This window comes from Streptomyces sp. NBC_00846, assembly GCF_045207325.1.
Classification (GTDB): domain Bacteria; phylum Actinomycetota; class Actinomycetes; order Streptomycetales; family Streptomycetaceae; genus Streptomyces.
This window is the reverse complement of the sequence record NZ_CP108846.1, coordinates 123,380-140,509: the sequence shown is the minus strand read 5'-3', so window position 1 is coordinate 140,509 and position 17,130 is coordinate 123,380. Positions and strand designations below refer to the sequence as shown.

At 70.2% G+C, this 17,130-nt stretch carries 13 protein-coding genes; 10 read left to right on the top strand and 3 right to left on the bottom strand.

The features are described from left to right. Positions 1–44: 44 nt before the first annotated feature. The gene (locus OG936_RS00725) at positions 45–1,901 is read right to left on the bottom strand and encodes a serine hydrolase (protein ID WP_406491752.1); all 1,857 of its coding nucleotides are present in this window, start codon (positions 1,899–1,901) and stop codon (positions 45–47) included. Positions 1,902–2,093: 192 nt separating this feature from the next. Between OG936_RS00725 and OG936_RS00720 the strand changes: the two genes are divergently transcribed. The 6 genes from OG936_RS00720 (at position 2,094) to OG936_RS00695 (ending at position 9,126) form a co-directional block, all read left to right on the top strand. Next, on the top strand, positions 2,094–3,203 hold the full coding sequence (locus tag OG936_RS00720; protein ID WP_406491750.1) for an NAD(P)H-dependent flavin oxidoreductase: 1,110 nt from the start codon (positions 2,094–2,096) through the stop codon (positions 3,201–3,203). After that, positions 3,200–4,750 carry an acyl-CoA synthetase gene (locus OG936_RS00715; protein ID WP_406491749.1) on the top strand — a complete coding sequence of 517 codons (1,551 nt, stop codon included), beginning with the start codon at positions 3,200–3,202 and terminating at the stop codon, positions 4,748–4,750. The genes OG936_RS00720 and OG936_RS00715 overlap by 4 nt, the downstream gene beginning before the upstream one ends. Before the next feature lie 208 nt (positions 4,751–4,958). Continuing rightward, entirely contained in the window at positions 4,959–5,387 is a 429-nt protein-coding gene (locus tag OG936_RS00710; protein ID WP_406491747.1) for a DUF3592 domain-containing protein, read from the top strand. Positions 5,388–5,571: 184 nt separating this feature from the next. Further along, complete coding sequence (locus OG936_RS00705) at positions 5,572–5,994, top strand: hypothetical protein (protein ID WP_406491746.1); 423 nt, start codon at positions 5,572–5,574, stop codon at positions 5,992–5,994. A gap of 145 nt (positions 5,995–6,139) precedes the next feature. Next, complete coding sequence (locus tag OG936_RS00700; protein ID WP_406500285.1) at positions 6,140–7,546, top strand: MFS transporter; 1,407 nt, start codon at positions 6,140–6,142, stop codon at positions 7,544–7,546. Between the two features lie 80 nt (positions 7,547–7,626). After that, positions 7,627–9,126 (top strand): fatty acyl-CoA synthetase, encoded by a 1,500-nt coding sequence (locus tag OG936_RS00695; protein WP_406491744.1) that lies wholly within the window; start codon positions 7,627–7,629, stop codon positions 9,124–9,126. Positions 9,127–9,299: 173 nt separating this feature from the next. On the opposite strand, the gene paaK is transcribed toward OG936_RS00695, so the two are convergent. Both paaK and OG936_RS00685 read right to left on the bottom strand, forming a co-directional pair. Further along, complete coding sequence (gene paaK / locus OG936_RS00690) at positions 9,300–10,589, bottom strand: phenylacetate--CoA ligase PaaK (protein WP_406491742.1); 1,290 nt, start codon at positions 10,587–10,589, stop codon at positions 9,300–9,302. Between the two features lie 465 nt (positions 10,590–11,054). Beyond that, on the bottom strand, positions 11,055–12,683 hold the full coding sequence (locus tag OG936_RS00685) for an FAD-dependent oxidoreductase (RefSeq protein WP_406500284.1): 1,629 nt from the start codon (positions 12,681–12,683) through the stop codon (positions 11,055–11,057). Between the two features lie 265 nt (positions 12,684–12,948). Here OG936_RS00685 and OG936_RS00680 point away from each other — a divergent pair, with 265 nt between their 5' ends. The 4 genes from OG936_RS00680 to OG936_RS00665 all read left to right on the top strand — a co-directional run bounded on the left by OG936_RS00680 (position 12,949) and on the right by OG936_RS00665 (position 17,129). Then, positions 12,949–14,070 (top strand): SchA/CurD-like domain-containing protein, encoded by a 1,122-nt coding sequence (locus tag OG936_RS00680; protein ID WP_406491741.1) that lies wholly within the window; start codon positions 12,949–12,951, stop codon positions 14,068–14,070. Positions 14,071–14,146: 76 nt separating this feature from the next. Then, entirely contained in the window at positions 14,147–14,617 is a 471-nt protein-coding gene (locus OG936_RS00675; RefSeq protein ID WP_266744376.1) for a cupin domain-containing protein, read from the top strand. Then, positions 14,614–15,882: a beta-ketoacyl-[acyl-carrier-protein] synthase family protein gene (locus OG936_RS00670; RefSeq protein ID WP_383758044.1), complete on the top strand. Its 1,269-nt coding sequence runs from the start codon at positions 14,614–14,616 to the stop codon at positions 15,880–15,882. Before OG936_RS00675 ends, OG936_RS00670 begins: the two co-directional genes overlap by 4 nt. Continuing rightward, the gene (locus OG936_RS00665; protein WP_406491740.1) at positions 15,879–17,129 is read left to right on the top strand and encodes a ketosynthase chain-length factor; all 1,251 of its coding nucleotides are present in this window, start codon (positions 15,879–15,881) and stop codon (positions 17,127–17,129) included. The genes OG936_RS00670 and OG936_RS00665 overlap by 4 nt, the downstream gene beginning before the upstream one ends. The last annotated feature ends 1 nt before the right edge of the window (position 17,130 follow it).

Here is a 17,130-nt window from a genome sequence, read left to right as displayed (position 1 = left end):
CGCCGAAGCCCGAACCGGCGCGTCCCAGTCGGTCCTCGTCCGTCTCAGTCCGACGAAGCCGTCCACCCCAGCGCCTCGATGCGCGCGGCATCGCCGTTCCGACTGTCGTCGAAGACCGGCCGGGTGCCGTCCTCGACCCGGACCGCGTCCACGTACACCCCGCGCCCGACGTACAACTGATCCGTGGCGTACCGCCACCGCAGCCGCACCTCCTTGCCGCGCCATGCGGCCAGGTCCGCGTCGAGACGGTGCCAGACGCGGCCGGACCAGCCGGAGACCGAGCCCGTCGGACGGGGTTCGGGCTCGGGTTCCGGGTGGTGGTCACCGGTCGTCGGTACGGTGGTGAACGGCACTGGCTGCCAGGTCGCCCCGGCGTCCGCCGACGCCTCCAGATAGAGGAAGTCGGATCCGGGCTCGGTGTCCCACCACAGCGCCGAGCTCAGCCGGGCCCGCGAGGACGTGAGACGCAGCGCGGGCAGCGTGAGCGTGGCGTTGGTGGCGCTCGCCAGTCCCGAGAACCACGCCGTACGCCCCCGGGCCGGACGGACCGCGACGGCGCGCGCCATCTGGTTGGCGGTGGCGACGCGCGGCGCACTGCCGGAGCGCCAATTGCGCACCGGATGCACCGAGTTGCCGAGGACGATCAGGAACGAGTCGGTCGTCGGGTCCAGGACCAGGCTGGTACCGGTGAAACCGGTGTGGCCCGCCGTACGCGGGGTGGCCATCGCCCCCATGTACCAGTGCTGGTAGAGCTCGAAACCCAGACCGTGCGCATCTCCGGGGAACGCGGTGTTGAAGTCCGTGAACAGCAGGTCCACCGATTCCGCGGAGAGGATCCTTGCCCGGCCGTAGACCCCGCCGTTGAGCAGCGTGCGGGCGAGGACCGCGAGGTCCCAGGCGCAGGAGAAGACTCCGGCGTGGCCCGCCACACCGTCCAGGCTGTACGCGTTCTCGTCGTGCACCTGGCCCCAGACGAGACCGCGGTCCAGGCCGGACCAGGGTAGCCGGGCGTCCTCGGTCGCGGCGATCTTCGGCTTCCAGGAGGCCGGTGGGTTGTACCGGGTGCGCTGCATGCCGAGCGGAGCGGTGATCTCCTCGCGGAGCAGGACGTCCTCGGTGCGGCCGGTGATCTTCTCCAGGACCAGTTGCAGCGAGATCAGGTTGAGGTCGGAGTAGAGGTACACCGTGCCGGGCGGGTTGGCCGGCACCTCGTTCCACAGCAGCTCCAGCTTCCCCTCCCGCGTCGGGGCCTTGTACAGCGGAATCCAGGCGCGGAAGCCCGAGGTGTGCGTGAGGAGCTGACGGATGGTGATGTCCTGCTTGCCGCCGCCGGCGAAATCGGGCAGGTACGAGGCGACCTTCGCCTCCAGCTCCAGCTTGCCGCGCTCGATCTGCTGCACGGCCAGGATCGAGGTGAACAGCTTGGACACCGAAGCCAGGTCGAAGACCGTGTCCTCGGCCATGGCGATCTGCTGATCGGGCGGGAACTCCACCCCCGTATCGGTCTTCTCGTCGTACGCCGCGTAGCGCACGGCCTTGCCGATCGGATGGTGCAGGGCCACCGTGCCGCCCCGGCCTGCGAGCAGTACCGCACCGGCGTACCAGGGGTGCTTGGGGGAATTGGAGAGGAACTTCTCCGCATCGGCGACCAATTGGTCCAGCGGCCCCTGCAACAGCCCGGCGCGGGCGGCGGATCCGCGCCGCAGCGTCGGCCGGCCCTGCGCGGACGCCGCGTCCGTCCCGGTCCCTGCGCGCATACCCGACGACTCCGCCTCCGACTCCATGGCCGACGCCCGCTCCGCGAACGGAATCGGCGCCAGGGCGAGTGCTCCGCCCAGAGCCAGCATCCCACCGCCCAGCCTGCGCCGGCTGATACCTCTCCCGGCCGCGTCCTCGGTCATCCGGAACCCCTTCCTGCCGTTACCTGCCGCGTGAAAATAACTTTCGAAATCGTGTCCGACAGTGAAACTTCCTGCCGGACCAGAGATTACTGTCACCGCTGCCGTCACGGAGGTCCCCGGTGTCACAAAGAATCTGACACTGCATCAGAAAATCTCTTCCCTCGCCTGTCCGACTGCGGCATCCTGCGGCCCATGGAGACGGAGCTGAGCAAGAAACTGGGAGTCGAGCACGCCATCTTCGGCTTCACGCCGTTCCCCGCGGTGGCCGCTGCCATCACCCGGGCCGGCGGATTCGGCGTACTCGGCGCGGTCCGCTACACCGCCCCCGACGACCTGGCACGCGACCTCGACTGGATGCAGGAGCACACCGACGGCAAGCCGTACGGCCTCGACGTCGTCATGCCCGCCAAGAAGGTGGAAGGGGTGACCGAGGCAGACGTCGAGGCGATGATCCCGGCCGGACACCGCCAGTTCGTCCAGGACACCCTGGCCAAGCACGGCGTACCGGAGCTCGCGGAGGGCGAGGCGTCCGGCTGGCGCATCACCGGATGGATGGAAGAAGTAGCCCGCAGCCAGCTCGATGTCGCCTTCGACCACCCCATCAAACTCCTCGCCAACGCCCTCGGCTCACCGCCCGCCGACGTCGTCCGACGCGCCCACGACCAGGACGTCCTCGTTGCCGCGCTCGCCGGAAGCGCCAAGCATGCCCGCCACCACGCGGACGCGGGCATCGACATCGTCGTCGCGCAGGGATATGAGGCGGGCGGCCACACCGGCGAGATCGCCTCCATGGTCCTGGTCCCGGACGTGGTCGACGCGGTGGGACCGCTCCCCGTCCTCGCCGCCGGCGGCATCGGCGGCGGCGAGCAGATCGCCGCCGGGCTCGCCCTGGGTGCCCAGGGCGTCTGGCTCGGTTCCCTTTGGCTGACGACCGAGGAGGCCGACCTCCACTCCCGCGCGCTGACCCGCAAGCTCCTTGCCGCGGGCTCCGGCGACACCGTCCGCTCCCGTGCCCTCACCGGCAAACCCGCACGCCAGCTCCGTACCGAATGGACCGACGCCTGGGACGACCCGGCGGGCCCCGGCACCCTGCCCATGCCGCTCCAGGGGCTGCTGGTGGCCGACGCCGTCTCCCGCATCCAGAAGTACGAGACCGGCGCGCTGCTCGGCACCCCCGTCGGCCAGATCGTCGGCCGGATGAACAGCGAGCGCAGCGTGCAGGCCGTATTCGACGACCTGACCCGCGGCTTCGAACGTGCCGTGGACCGGATCAACCGCATCGCCGGACGGAGCGCCTCATGAACCCGCCCCCCAACGGTTTCTGGGCGCAGGCCGCAGCCGACCCCGGCCGTACGGTCCTGACCGCCCCCGACGGCGAGAGCTGGACGGCGGGCCGGCTGCACGCCGCGGCCAACCGCCTCGTCCACGGACTGCGCGCGGCCGGGCTCCGGCGGGGAGACGCCCTCGCTGTCGTCCTGCCCAACGGCGTCGAGTTCTTCACCGCGTACCTGGCGGCCACCCAGGCCGGCTTCTATCTCGTACCCGTCAACCACCACTTCGTCGCACCCGAGATCGCGTGGATCGTCTCGGACTCCGGCGCCAAGGTACTCATCGCCCACGAGCGGTTCGCGCAGGCGGCGGCCGAGGCGGCCGACGAAGCGAAGCTCCCGGCCGGCCAACGCTATGCCGTAGGCACGGTCGACGGATTCCGCCCGTACGCCGAACTGCTCGAAGGACAGCCCGACACGCCACCCGAGGACCGCACCCTCGGCTGGGTCATGAACTACACCTCCGGCACCACCGGCCGTCCGCGCGGCATCCGCCGTCCGCTCTCCGGCAAGCTCCCCGAGGAGAGCCATCTCGGCGGATTCCTCGGCATCTTCGGCATCAAACCCTTCGACGACAACGTCCATCTGGTCTGCTCGCCGCTCTACCACACGGCCGTCCTCCAGTTCGCAGGCGCGTCCCTGCACATCGGGCACCCGCTGGTCCTGATGGACAAGTGGACGCCCGAGGAAATGCTGCGGCTCATCGACACCCACCGCTGCACCCACACGCACATGGTCCCGACCCAGTTCCACCGCCTCCTCGCCCTCCCCGACGACGTGAAGAGGCGATACGACGTCACAGCCATGCGTCACGCCATCCACGGTGCGGCGCCCTGCCCCGACCACGTCAAACGCGCCATGATCGACTGGTGGGGGAGGTGCGTCGAGGAGTACTACGCGGCCAGCGAGGGCGGTGGCGCCTTTGCCACCGCCGAGGACTGGCTGAAGAAGCCGGGCACCGTGGGCAGGGCCTGGCCGATCAGCGAACTCGCCGTCTTCGACGACAACGGCGACCGCCTGCCTCCCGGCCAACTCGGCACCGTCTACATGAAGATGAAGACCGGCGGCTTCAGCTACCACAAGGACGAGACCAAGACGAGGAAGAACCGCATCGGTGACTTCTTCACCGTCGGCGACCTGGGCATCCTCGACGAGGACGGCTACCTCTTCCTCCGCGACCGCAAGATCGACATGATCATCTCCGGCGGTGTCAACATCTACCCCGCCGAGATCGAGGGCGCCCTCCTCGGCCACCCCGCGATCGCCGACGCGGCCGTCTTCGGCATTCCGCATCCCGACTGGGGCGAGGAAGTCAAAGCGGTCGTCGAACCGGCCCCGGGACACGAGGCGGGAGAAGAGCTCGCCGCCGCGATCCTGCGCCACTGCGAACAACGTCTCGCCGGGTACAAGCGCCCCCGGAGCATCGACTTCATCGCGGAGATGCCCCGTGACCCCAACGGCAAGCTGTATAAACGACGGCTGCGCGACCCGTACTGGGAAGGGCACAACCGGGCGGTGTGACCCCTGCCCGGTCCGGTGCCCGAGCGGCTCCGTCCGAACGCGGGTGACGGACTGACGGGCACCGCGGCACCGAGACGTGGCCCGGCGTACTGCGCCGCGAGCGGCCCTTGCCGACGGAACGCCGACCACGGGATCATGACGCCCCATGGAGAATCCGGCCGTCGGACGTACCGGCGTCCGGCAGGACAGGGACCATTCTGGGGGAGTCGTGATCATTGCTGTCGTGTATCTCGTGGTCGCCGTGGGCGTGGCCGTGTTCTACGGGGGGATCCTGGACCGTCGGCTCCAGGGACCGCGGCTGCGGGCCGCCTGGGCGGACGGCCTCACCGCAGTGGCCCGGTGCACGGTCCTGCGTAGGGAGGAGGGCCAGGACGCCGAGGGAGTACCCGTCGTCCGCGGCTACGCCACCCTGGAGTTCCATACGGCCGACGGCCGCACCGTCAGCTTCGAGGAGCGGCAGGCACGCCTCACCCCGGCCGAGGGAGAGTACCTGACGGTGTACTACAGTGCGCGGAACCCGGAGGCTGCAACCACCAGGGCCCCGTCGTTCGTTCCGCGCCACACCAGGGCCCTGACCGCCGCCGTGGGCAGCGCGTTCGCGGTGGTCTCGGCGACCGTCCTGGCCATGGTCCTCTGAGCGTCCTTCCGGCCGCGGGACTCAGGCCGTGGCCCTTGAAGGGGCGTCCCGGCGGTGAGTCCAACGCCTCAGAAGCGTTGTTTCCCAGCGGGCGTCCCTGAGCTGACGTCGATGACCGAACACAGCTTTTGCCTTGCACGGCGCCGGCAGCGTTCGCTGCCGCGACACCGATCGGGAGGTACCTGTGCGCGCACTTGTCCACCTGGGCCCCGGGGCCGTCGAGCTCCAAGAGCGTCCGGCACCGCGCGTCGGCGCCGATGATGTGGTGGTGAAGGTCGTCGACACCGGAATCTGCGGGACCGACCGCAAGATTCTGCTCGGCCGCCCGTCCCGGCCGGAATTCGTGTGCGTCTATCCGGGTCCGCCCGCCGTGCCGGAGGGCTGGCTCCTCCAGTCGTGGACCTACCTGGTCGCTGACGCGGTCCACTGCTCGCTGACCGGCGCCGAGGGGCGATACCTGCTGCGTGCCACAGCACCGGGAGACCGGGGACTCCGGCCCCGCCTGGACCTGCTCCTCGCGCGTTGGGCCGCGACCCTGACCGCGCCGACCGCCCAACCGGACCGCCCCCTCGGCGGCCTCGACATCCTGGCCTCCGCCGGGCCCTGACACGTCATCGGTCCGCGCCCGGGTCTCGCGCGGCGGCCCGAAAACGAGTGGCAAGCGGAGCCGGGCCCCCGTACCTTGTGCGCTCGTGACTGATGTCCCCAAGCACTCGACCACCGATCCGGCCGCGCCGTCCACGGACCGGGACATGTCGGTCTCCTGGGAGTCGACAGACACGGCCGACCGCCCGCCGGTGCGATCCGAAATCGACGGAGGACTGTTCTCCGGAAGGTACGTGGCCGCGACCGCCGGCTTCTCCGCGGTGATGTTCCTGACCGGGTTCGCCGCGCTGGCCGTGGTGCCCACCTTGCCGACGGCCGCACGGGACCTGGACGGGGTGTCGCTCTTCCCGCTGGTGGCGGGATGCTTCGTGGCCGCCGGTCTGCTCGGCGGGGTACTGGGCGGCCATTGGGCGGACCGGTCCGGCGCACGACGCCCGCTGGCGGCGGGCATGGTGCTGGCCGTGGTCACCCTGCTGGTCTCGGCCGCGAGCACCTCCATCTGGCAACTGGCGGCCGGCCGCTTCCTGGACGGACTCGCGAGCGGGATGGTGGCGGTGGCGATCAACACCGCCATCGGGCAGGCCTACCCCGACCGGCTGCGGCCGCGAGTCCTGGCGCTGATGAGTGCCTGCTGGGTCGTCCCGTCACTGGTCGGTCCGCCCCTGGCCGGGGTGGTGGCCGAATGGTGGTCCTGGCGGGCGGTGTTCTTCGGCCTGGCCGCACTGACCGTTCTGCCGGCCCTGGCCGTGGTGGCCGTGCTGCGCCGCCGTTCCTGGCCGGCGACGCCCGCGCCGTCGGGAGACGGGCAGCCGCGCCCCGCGCTGCTGGTGGCGACGGCGGTGAGCGTGGGTGCGGCGGCGGGGCAGTACGGCGTCTCGGGCTGGGACCCGCGTCACCTGCTGTTCGTGGTGGGAGGGTTCGCCCTGCTGGTCGTGTTCGCGCCCCGGCTGCTGCCGCCGGGCACCTGGCGTGCCACGCGCGGCCTCCCGGCCACGGTGCTGCTGCGCGGCATCAGTTCGGGGGTGTTCTTCACTCTGGAGGCACTCGTGCCGCTCCTGCTCGTCACCGAGCGGGGCGTGCGTCCCGTGTCGATCGGCCTGGCCTTCACGGGGGCCGCCGTGGCCTGGGCCGCCTCTTCCTGGGTGCAGGGCCGCCTGGAGCGCCGCCCCCGGCACCACTTGGTCGTGGCCGGTGCGCTGGTGCTGACCGCGGCGGTCGCCGTTGCCGCCGTCGGGACGCTGCCCGCGGTGCCCGCCGTCGTCGCCGCGTCGGCCATGATCGTCGCGGCCGTCGGCATGGGCCTGCTCGCACCGTCTCTCACCGTGCTGTCGCTCTCGCACGCCTCGGCCGGGCGGCAGGGCTATGCCAGCAGCGCGATGCAGACCAACCAGAACCTCGGCCAGATCACGGTGCTGGGGGTCTCCTCCGCCCTGTTCAACGCCTGCCTGAGCGCCGGCGCGACCGGCCATGTCGGCTACGGCGCCGCCTTCGTCCTGCTGCTCGCGCCCTGCGTCCTGGCCGCCCTGTTCGCCACCCGTACCCGCAGCGCCTGAACGGCCCTCCTTCGCAGTCCCACGCCCCCGACCGGTACCCGGCCCTTGACCACCGCGTTCCGGCCGCACAGGATCACGCCATGACAGGTGTACGGAGCAGCACAGTCGACGGCGTCGTGGCGCGTAGCGCCCGGCGTACCCCCGAGCGCACGGCCCTGCGGTACGCGGAGCGGTCCTGGACCTACGCGGAACTCGACGCCGCCGTCAGTACAGCGGCGGCGGCCCTCACCGGCGAACACGGGCTGCGCCCCGGCGACCGGGTCGCCTCTTACGCGAACAACTCCGACGCGTATCTGATCGGCTTTCTCGCCTGTGCCCGTGCGTGCCTGGTCCATGTGCCAGTCAACCAGAACCTCACCGGCGACGACCTCACGTACCTCCTGGAACAGTCCGGCAGCACCCTCGTCCTCACCGATCCGGACCTCGCCGACCGTATTCCGGCCGCGTTCTCCGTACGCGTGCTGCGCGACGCACCGGGCTCGCTCCTCGACGCCACCGCCATCCCGCGCCCCTTCACCCCGGAGCGGGAACCGGCCTCGGAAGATCTCGTCCAGCTGCTCTACACCTCGGGCACCACCGCACTCGCCAAGGGCGCGATGATGACCCACGGCGCGCTCGTCCACGAGTACGCCAGCGCGATCGCGGCGCTCGACCTGCGCGCCACCGACCTGCCCGTCCACTCGCTGCCGCTCTACCACTCCGCGCAGATGCACGTGTTCCTGCTGCCCGCTCTCGCGGTCGGCGCACAGAACATCATCCTCGACGCACCCGACGCGGACCGGATCTTCGACCTCGTCGAAACGGGGCAGGCCGACAGCGTCTTCGCCCCGCCCACCGTATGGATCGGCATCTCCCAGCACCCCGGATTCACCACCCGGGAACTCGGCGGTCTGCGCAAGGCGTACTACGGCGCGTCGATCATGCCCGTACCCGTGCTGGAACGGCTCCGCGACCGGCTGCCCGCGCTCGCCTTCTACAACTGCTTCGGACAGAGCGAGATCGGGCCGCTCGCCACTGTCCTCGGGCCGGACGAGCACGAGGGCCGGATGGATTCCTGCGGCAGGCCCGTCCTCTTCGTCGAGGCCCGGGTCGTCGACGAGGACGGCAAGGAGGTCCCCGACGGCACGGCCGGTGAAGTGGTCTACCGCTCGCCCCAGTTGTGCGAGGGCTACTGGGGCAAGCCCGAGGAGACCGCGGAAGCCTTCCGCGACGGCTGGTTCCACTCCGGAGATCTCGCCGTGCGCGACGCAGAGGGCTTCTTCACCGTCGTCGACCGGGTGAAGGACGTCATCAACTCCGGTGGCGTCCTCGTCGCCTCCCGGCAGGTCGAGGACGCCCTCTACACCCATCCCGCCGTCGCCGAGGTCGCGGTCGTCGGCCTGCCCGACGACCGTTGGATCGAGGCCGTCACGGCCGTCGTCGTCCTGCGCGGCGAAGCGACACCGGCCGAACTCATCGGCCACGCCCGTGAGCGGCTCGCCCCTTTCAAAGCCCCGAAGCAGGTCCTCTTCGTGGCCGAACTGCCCCGCAACGCGAGTGGAAAGATCCTCAAGCGGGAACTGCGCGACCGTTTCGCGTAGGGGACCCCCAGGTGTCATGCGGGGCACGCGCCGACGCGGCGGTCCGGGCCCCGCAGCACACGACCGGAACGAACGGGCCGCGCCTGAGGGCACCGGCCCCGTCCGACGGGCACGAACCGCACCTTCCTGTCACAAACTGCAGATTCTCTTCAATAACTGGACTAAAAGGCTTCCTATCGGTCGCCGCGCTCGTCCACGATCCGCTTGAACTTGCCGACCGATCGCTCCAACGTCCCGGGGTCGACGATCTCGACCCGGACCGACACCCCGATCCCGTCCTTGACGGCCGCCGTGACCGACTCCGCGGCGGCCGTCCGCTGATCCGGCGTGGCTCCCGCCCGGGCCTCCACCCGTACGGTCAGGGCATCGAGGCGGCCCTCGCGGGTCAGCCGCAGCTGGAAGTGCGGTGCGAGTCCCGGCGTACGCAGCACGATCTCCTCGATCTGGGTCGGGAAGAGGTTCACCCCGCGCAGGATCACCAGATCGTCGCTGCGCCCCGTCACCTTCTGCATCCGCCTGAAAACCCGCGCCGTGCCCGGCAGCAGCCGGGTCAGGTCCCTCGTCCGGTATCGGATCACCGGCATGGCCTCCTTGGTGAGCGAGGTGAACACCAGCTCGCCCTCCTCGCCGTCCGGCAGCACCTCACCGGTGAACGGGTCGACGACCTCCGGATAGAAGTGGTCCTCCCAGATGTGCAGCCCGTCCTTGGTCTCCACGCACTCCTGCGCGACACCGGGCCCCATCACCTCCGACAGGCCGTAGATGTCGACCGCGTCGATGGCGAACCGCTCCTCGATCTCGCGCCGCATCGCCTCCGTCCACGGCTCGGCGCCGAAGATCCCGACCTTCAGGGAGGTCGTCCGCGGATCGACGCCCTGCCGCTCGAACTCGTCGAGGAGGGTCAGCATGTACGACGGGGTCACCATGATGATCTCGGGCCGGAAGTCCTGGATCAGCTGGACCTGGCGAGCCGTCATGCCCCCGGAGGCGGGTATGACCGTGCAGCCGAGCCGTTCCGCTCCGTAGTGCGCACCCAGGCCGCCGGTGAACAGCCCGTATCCGTAAGCGACATGGACCTTCTGTCCGGGGCGGCCGCCGGCCGCCCGGATCGAGCGGGCGACCATGTCCGCCCAGGTGTCCAGGTCCCGCTCGGTGTAACCGACGACGGTCGGACGGCCCGTCGTCCCGCTGGACGCGTGGATCCTCCGCACGCGCTCCTCGGGGACGGCGAACATGCCGAAGGGGTAGTTGTCGCGCAGATCGGCCTTGGTCGTGAAGGGGAAGCGCGCGAGATCCGCGAGCGTACGGCAGTCGTCCGGGCGCAGACCTGCCTTGTCGAACGCGGCCCGGTAATGGCCGACGTTCTCGTACGCATGGTGCAGCGTGGCCCGCAGCCGCTCCAGCTGGAGTGCCTCCAGCTCGTCCCGGCCCATTCGTTCCGCCGCGTCCAGCAGAGGCGTCATCCGGATCTCCCTCTTCCGAGCAGTCGACCGATCGTTCGGTCGATCCTTCGGTAGTAGTAATTCAGGATGTTCCGTCTTCTGGCAAGGGGGGGTGTGCACCGCTTCTCCGAAGGCGCCCTGCGGCGTGGATACGCTCACGCCGAACGTGACCACGCCACCCGGTATGCCCCATATGGGCGGCGTATATGTATATCGTCCATGCGTGCGACGGGGCCGGGTTCGCCCGAGCCGAGGCCGCCGATCTTGCCACGCTCTACGCCGCCCGGCGCCGGGGAGGCTGCGTACCCTCACGCTCGTCGCACCCGGCATCCGGCATCCGGCATCCGGCTCCCGGCATCCGGTACCCGGGCCGTCGGCGTCGACGCCGGACACCTCGTCCACACCGTTCGGCCGGAGCGATCCCTCGCGGAACCACGGGCGTGCGGCCTGACCTGACCTGACCAACCGCCGACGGTTACCGGGCGGTCACGACCGGTGCAGCAGCGAGGTCAGGACCTCCCGGAGAGTGGTCTCGGCGTCGGGCACCGGCCCCGTCGACCGCCAGGCCACGAAGCCGTCGGGACGCACCAGGACCGCGCCTTCGGGTGTTGTGCCGTGGAGCTCCGCCCAGTCGGCCCCGTTCTCCGGCTCCAGATCGGCTCCCGGGCCGATGCCGTACGCCTGGAGCCGTACCGACAGCCCGTCGGCGACCCGGGCCGCCGCCCGCCGCCACACCACGTCCCCACCGTCCGTGAGCAGCACGAAAGTGTGCTCGTACAGATCCAGCGTGGATTTGCGCTCATTGTCCTGACGGACCCACAGGTGCGGTGCACGGCTGCCCGGTTGACCGTTCAGCTGCATTCCCTGCGGCACCACCGACTGTCCCGGATCGGCACCCAGAACGGCACCGCGGACATAGCGGTAGCCCAGTGCCACGGTGAGCATCCCGCCCTGCTTCCCGCCGCCCACGCCCGGCGCTGCGGCGTATCCCGGGTGGCTGTGCTCGCTGGAACGCGCCGAGGCCCGCGCGCTCGTCGCCTGCGCCACCGGCAGCCGCTCGGCCTCGTAGGTGTCCAGCAGACCCGGGCCCGCCTCGCCCTTCAGTACGGCGGCGAGCTTCCAGGCCAGGTTGTGCGCGTCCTGGATACCGGTGTTGGAGCCGAACGCCCCGGTGGGCGACATCTCGTGGGCCGAATCGCCGGCGAGGAAGATCCTGCCGGACGAGTACCGATCCGCGACCCGCTCCGCGGCGTGCCACGGGGCCTTGCCGGTGATCTCGATGTCGATCCCCGGAGCGCCGACCGCCGTACGGATGTGCTCGGCTACCCGCTCGTCGGTGAAGTCCTCGAGGGTTTCCCCGAGTTGAGGCTGCCACGGCGCGTGGAACACCCACTCCTTCTTGTTGTCCACCGGCAACAGGGCACCGTCCGCTGCGGGATTGGTCAGATAGCAGACGATGAAGCGCCGGTCGCCCAGCACATCGGCGAGCTGCCGGGAACGGAAGGTGACGCTCACGTTGTGGAAGAGGTCGCCGGGCCCCGTCCGGTCGATGCGCAGCTGCTCACGGATCGGACTGCGCGGCCCGTCGGCCGCGACGAGGTATTCGGCGCGCACACCGATGTGCTCTCCGGTCTCCCGGTTCTTGAGCGCCGCGTCCACCCCTGACCCGTCCTGGTCGAAGCTCTGCATCTCGGTGGAGAACCGCAGGTCACCGCCCTGTTCGCGGGCCAGCCTCACCAGCACGGGTTCCAGATCGTTCTGGCTGCACAGGCACCAGCCGCTCGGGCTGAAACGGGCGAGCCCGCCGCCCGGGTCGATCTCCTTGAACAGCCACTCCTGGTCGTCGCCGGTGAGCGACCCGGCCTGCAGAATCCCGTGGTTGCCGGCGAGGACCGACGCCGCTTCCCGGATGCTCGGCTCGGCACCCGCCGTACGGAACACCTCCATCGTGCGCACGTTGTTGCCGCGTCCGCGCGGATGTGTCGAGGTGGACCGGCGCTTCTCGACCAGCAGGTGCTCAATGCCGAGCCGGCCGAGGAAGAGTGAGGTGGACAGGCCCACCAGGGAGCCGCCCACGATGAGGACCGGTACGCGAATGTCGACGTTCTCGTTCATCAGTTGCTCCAGCTCGGACGCCGTTCGGTTGCTTTGTTCCATGCCCTCGTCGGAGCGGTTCGGACGGTCGCTCACCTGAACGGTTCATAAATCTCGCGCCAGCCGGACCAGCGTTTCACGATCGGTCACGGAGACGATGCCCGCGGTCACGGGGCGGACCGCTCACATCCGCCGGGAGAGTCCCTACTCCGAATCACTCGCCAACCGACGGTTGACGGCATGCCGCCCGGCTTGTCCACGACACCGTCTCGAAGGAGACCGAAAGATGACCATCACCCTCTCGGAACGGATCTCCCAGTCCGCCTTCGACGGCTCCAGGCTGCGGGTCGTCCTGCTGCTGGACACGTACGACGGGGCCCAGAAGGAGTTCCTGGAGGCGTATGAGCACCTGCGCAACCAGGTGGCATCCGTCCCCGGACACATCAGCGACCAGCTTTGCCAGTCCATCGAGAACCCCTCGCAGTGGCTGATCACGAGCGAATGGGAGAGCGCACCCCCGTTCCTCGCCTGGGTGAACAGCGAGGAGCATGTTGCGACGGTGCAGCCGCTGCACAACTGCGTGCGCGACACCCGTTCGCTGCGCTTCAGCGTCCTGCGGGAGACCGGGAAGTCGTTCGAGATGGCGCCCGAGACGGCCAAGGGCAGGCTGCAGGCGTCACCCCGCGTCGGCGACGGAGTGGTGCGCCACGCGCTGACTTTCACCGTCAAGCCCGGCACCGAGGACATCGTGGCGAAGATCCTGGCCGACTACGACTCCCCGAACGCTCGTGTCGACGACGACACTCGATTGCGCCGTACTTCGCTTTTCATGCACGGAAACCGCGTCGTGCGGGCGGTCGAGGTCGAGGGCGACCTCCTCGCGGCCCTGCGCCACGTAGCCCGGCAGCCCGAGGTCAGGGCCGTCGAAGAGGCCATCAACCCATACCTGGAGCAGGACCGGGACCTCAGCGACCCGGACTCCGCCCGGATGTTCTTCACCCGGGCGGCACTCCCCACCGTCCACCACGTGACCGCGGGCCGGCACAAGGCCGAGGACATCCGCCGGCACGCGCTCTTCTACCAGGCCAAGGAGGGCTGCGGCATGGCACTCGCCCGGCTGCTCGCCGGCCACGACGAGGAGGCCGCCGACGACCCCGCGAGCATCATCGACAGCAGCACCATCTTCCAGCGCGACGACGTCGTCGTCCGCCTCCTCGAAGCTATCGAACCGATCGACGCGCAGGCCGCTCAGGCGGTCGGCATCGACGGCCCCGGCAAGGTGGCCAGGCTCGGACGTCTCCTCGACGGCGGCGCGAACGCCGTGCCCACGAACGACCAGGGGATCTCGCACTTCCTCGCAGAAGCCGAGATGACCCTGATCACCGATCGGCGGGCCATGGAGTCCTGAACCGCGCATCCGCACCCTGGGGGGTTCTCGCTCAACCCGTCAATACAACACGCAATGCGCCAGGAGGAAAACAGTCATGACCATGCACCGGCCACGCATCGTGGACCTCAGCGAGACGCAGCCCAACCGCAGGCGCGGAGGCGACCTTCGCGCCATGCTCACGCCGACAGCGGTGGGAGCCACCAGCGGCTTCATGGGGCTGGCCATCGTTCAGCCCGGCGACCGCATCGGCGAGCACTACCACCCGTATTCCGAGGAATTCGTGTACGTCGTGAACGGTCTCCTGGAGGTGGACCTGGACGGTGAACCGCACCGGATGCGGCCCGACCAGGGCCTGCTGATCCCTCCCCATGTACGCCACCGGTTCCGGAACGTCGGCGACGTCGAGGCACGCATGGTCTTCCACCTCGGCCCGCTCGCCCCGCGCCCGGAACTCGGCCACGTCGACACCGAGCACACCGAGTCCGCCGAGCACGCCCCGAACGCCGAGCACACACGGTCCGCCGGACGCGTCGCGCCGCCGGAACGAACGGAGGCCGCCTCATGACCCGCCGCGTGGGCGTCACCGGCGTCGGCGTCGTGGCCCCCGGCGGCATCGGCGCACCGGCCTTCTGGGACCTCCTCGCGAACGGACGCACCGCGACCCGTGGCATCACGCTCTTCGACCCGGCCGGCTTCCGGTCCCGTATCGCCGCCGAGTGCGACTTCGACCCGGCGGCGCACGGACTGGACGTGGACCAGGTCGCCAGGTCCGACCGGTACGTCCAGTTCGCGATGGTGGCCGCCAGGGAGGCCCTCGGTGACGCGGGGCTCGACCCGGAGAAGGTGGACCCCTGGCGCATGGGGGTGTCGCTGGGCACCGCGGTCGGCGGCACCACCCGACTGGAACACGACTACGTCGCCGTCAGCGGCAGCGGCGCCCGCTGGGACGTCGACCACCGGCCCGCCGGCCCGCACCTGGAGCGCGCCTTCTCACCCAGCTCCCTCGCTTCGGCGGTGGCCGAACAGGTTGGCGCGCACGGCCCGGTGCAGACCGTCTCCACGGGCTGCACCTCCGGCCTGGACGCGATCGGGTACGCCTTTCAGTCCATCGAGGAGGGCCGCGTCGACGTCTGCGTCGCCGGGGCGTCCGACTCACCGATCACCCCGATCACGGTGGCGTGCTTCGACGCGATCAAGGCCACCTCGGCGAACAACGACGATCCGGAGCACGCCTCCCGGCCGTTCGACTCCCGCCGCGATGGCTTCGTCATGGGCGAGGGCGGAGCGGTGCTCGTCCTGGAGGAGCTGGAGCACGCCCGCGCCCGCGGCGCGACGGTCTACTGCGAGATCTCGGGCTATGCCACCTTCGGCAACGCCTACCACATGACCGGGCTGACTCCCGAAGGGCTGGAGATGGCCGAGGCGATCAACCGGGCGCTCGGTCACGCCCGGATAGACGGCTCGCAGATCGACTACGTCAACGCACACGGCTCGGGCACCAAGCAGAACGACCGGCACGAGACGGCCGCCGTGAAGCGGGCGCTGGGCGCACACGCCTATGACGTACCGATGAGTTCCATCAAGTCCATGGTCGGCCACTCGCTGGGGGCGATCGGGGCCATAGAGATTGCGGCCTGCGTACTCGCCCTGGTCCACCAGACGGTACCGCCGACCGCGAACTACGAGAGCCCGGACCCAGAGTGCGACCTCGACTACGTGCCGCGCACCGCACGTCCCCTGAAGCTGCGCAGCATCCTCTCGGTCGGCAGTGGATTCGGCGGCTTCCAGTCCGCGGTGGCCCTGACACGAACAGGTGGGAGGACACCATGAGAAACCGAAAAGCCCGGCGCACCGTTGTCACCGGAATCGGTGTCGTCGCCCCCAACGGAATCAACACCGAGGCCTTCTGGAAGAGGACGCACGAAGGGATCAGCGTCCTTGACCGGGTGACCCGCGAGGGGTGCGAGCACCTTCCGCTGCGGGTCGCGGGCGAGGTGCGCGGCTTCGAAGCGGTCGAGCTGATCGAAGAGCGCTTCATCGTCCAGACCGACCGGTTCACGCACTTCGCGATGGCCGCCGCGGACATCGCTCTGGACGACGCCCGGCTGGGCCGCGCCGACTATGAGAACTCACCGTTCGATGTCGGCGTGGTGACCGCTGCCGGGTCCGGCGGCGGCGAATTCGGTCAGCGTGAACTCCAACGGCTGTGGGGACAGGGATCCAGCTACGTGGGTCCGTACCAGTCCATCGCCTGGTTCTACGCCGCCAGCACCGGCCAGATCTCGATCCGCGGCGGTTTCAAGGGGCCCTGCGCGGTCGTGGCCAGCGACGAGGCGGGCGGCCTGGACGCGCTGGCGCACGCCGCCCGTTCGATCCGCGGCGGAGCCGAAGCGGTGGTGGTCGGCGCGGCCGAGGCACCGCTGGCGCCCTACTCGGTCGTCTGCCAGCTCGGCTACGAGGATCTGAGCACCTGTGACGACCCCGCCCGCGCCTACCGGCCGTTCACCTCGGACGCCTGCGGATTCGTGCCGGCCGAGGGCGGCGCCATGCTGGTGGTCGAGGAGGAGCAGTCGGCGCGTCGGCGCGGGGCCCGCGTAAGGGCCGAACTTGCCGGGCACGCCGCGACGTTCACCGGCGCGTCCCGGTGGGAGGAGTCCCGGGAGGGCCTCGCCCAGGCGATCATCGGCGCCCTGCGGGAGGCCGACTGCGCGCCGGACGAGATCGACGTCGTCTTCGCGGACGCCCTCGGGGTCCCGGCGGCCGACCGCGCCGAAGCGCTCGCGATCGCCGACACACTCGGCGCGCACGGCCGGCAGGTGCCGGTGACGGCGCCCAAGACCGGCATCGGGCGCGCCTATTGCGGGGCCCCGGTGCTGGACGTGGCCGCGGCGGTGCTCTCCATGGAGAACGCGCTGATACCGCCCACGCCGAACGTCTTCGAGGTGTGCCATGACCTCGATGTCGTCACCGGCAGTGCGCGCCCCGCCGAGCTGCGGACGGCGCTGGTGCTCAGCCGCGGGCTCATGGGCTCGAACGCGGCGATGGTGCTGCGGCGTTCCACCGACACCCAATCGTGAG

Bases quoted from the DNA above. Each gene is read 5' to 3' on its own strand.
- OG936_RS00675 (WP_266744376.1), top strand. From the start codon at position 14,147: ATGACCATGCACCGGCCACGCATCGTGGACCTCAGCGAGACGCAGCCC.
- OG936_RS00720 (WP_406491750.1), top strand. From the start codon at position 2,094: ATGGAGACGGAGCTGAGCAAGAAACTGGGAGTCGAGCACGCCATCTTC.
- OG936_RS00665 (WP_406491740.1), top strand. From the start codon at position 15,879: ATGAGAAACCGAAAAGCCCGGCGCACCGTTGTCACCGGAATCGGTGTC.
- OG936_RS00685 (WP_406500284.1), bottom strand. From the start codon at position 12,683: ATGAACGAGAACGTCGACATTCGCGTACCGGTCCTCATCGTGGGCGGC.
- OG936_RS00695 (WP_406491744.1), top strand. From the start codon at position 7,627: ATGACAGGTGTACGGAGCAGCACAGTCGACGGCGTCGTGGCGCGTAGC.
- OG936_RS00725 (WP_406491752.1), bottom strand. From the start codon at position 1,901: ATGACCGAGGACGCGGCCGGGAGAGGTATCAGCCGGCGCAGGCTGGGC.
- OG936_RS00715 (WP_406491749.1), top strand. From the start codon at position 3,200: ATGAACCCGCCCCCCAACGGTTTCTGGGCGCAGGCCGCAGCCGACCCC.
- OG936_RS00670 (WP_383758044.1), top strand. From the start codon at position 14,614: ATGACCCGCCGCGTGGGCGTCACCGGCGTCGGCGTCGTGGCCCCCGGC.
- OG936_RS00700 (WP_406500285.1), top strand. From the start codon at position 6,140: ATGTCGGTCTCCTGGGAGTCGACAGACACGGCCGACCGCCCGCCGGTG.
- OG936_RS00680 (WP_406491741.1), top strand. From the start codon at position 12,949: ATGACCATCACCCTCTCGGAACGGATCTCCCAGTCCGCCTTCGACGGC.
- paaK (WP_406491742.1), bottom strand. From the start codon at position 10,589: ATGACGCCTCTGCTGGACGCGGCGGAACGAATGGGCCGGGACGAGCTG.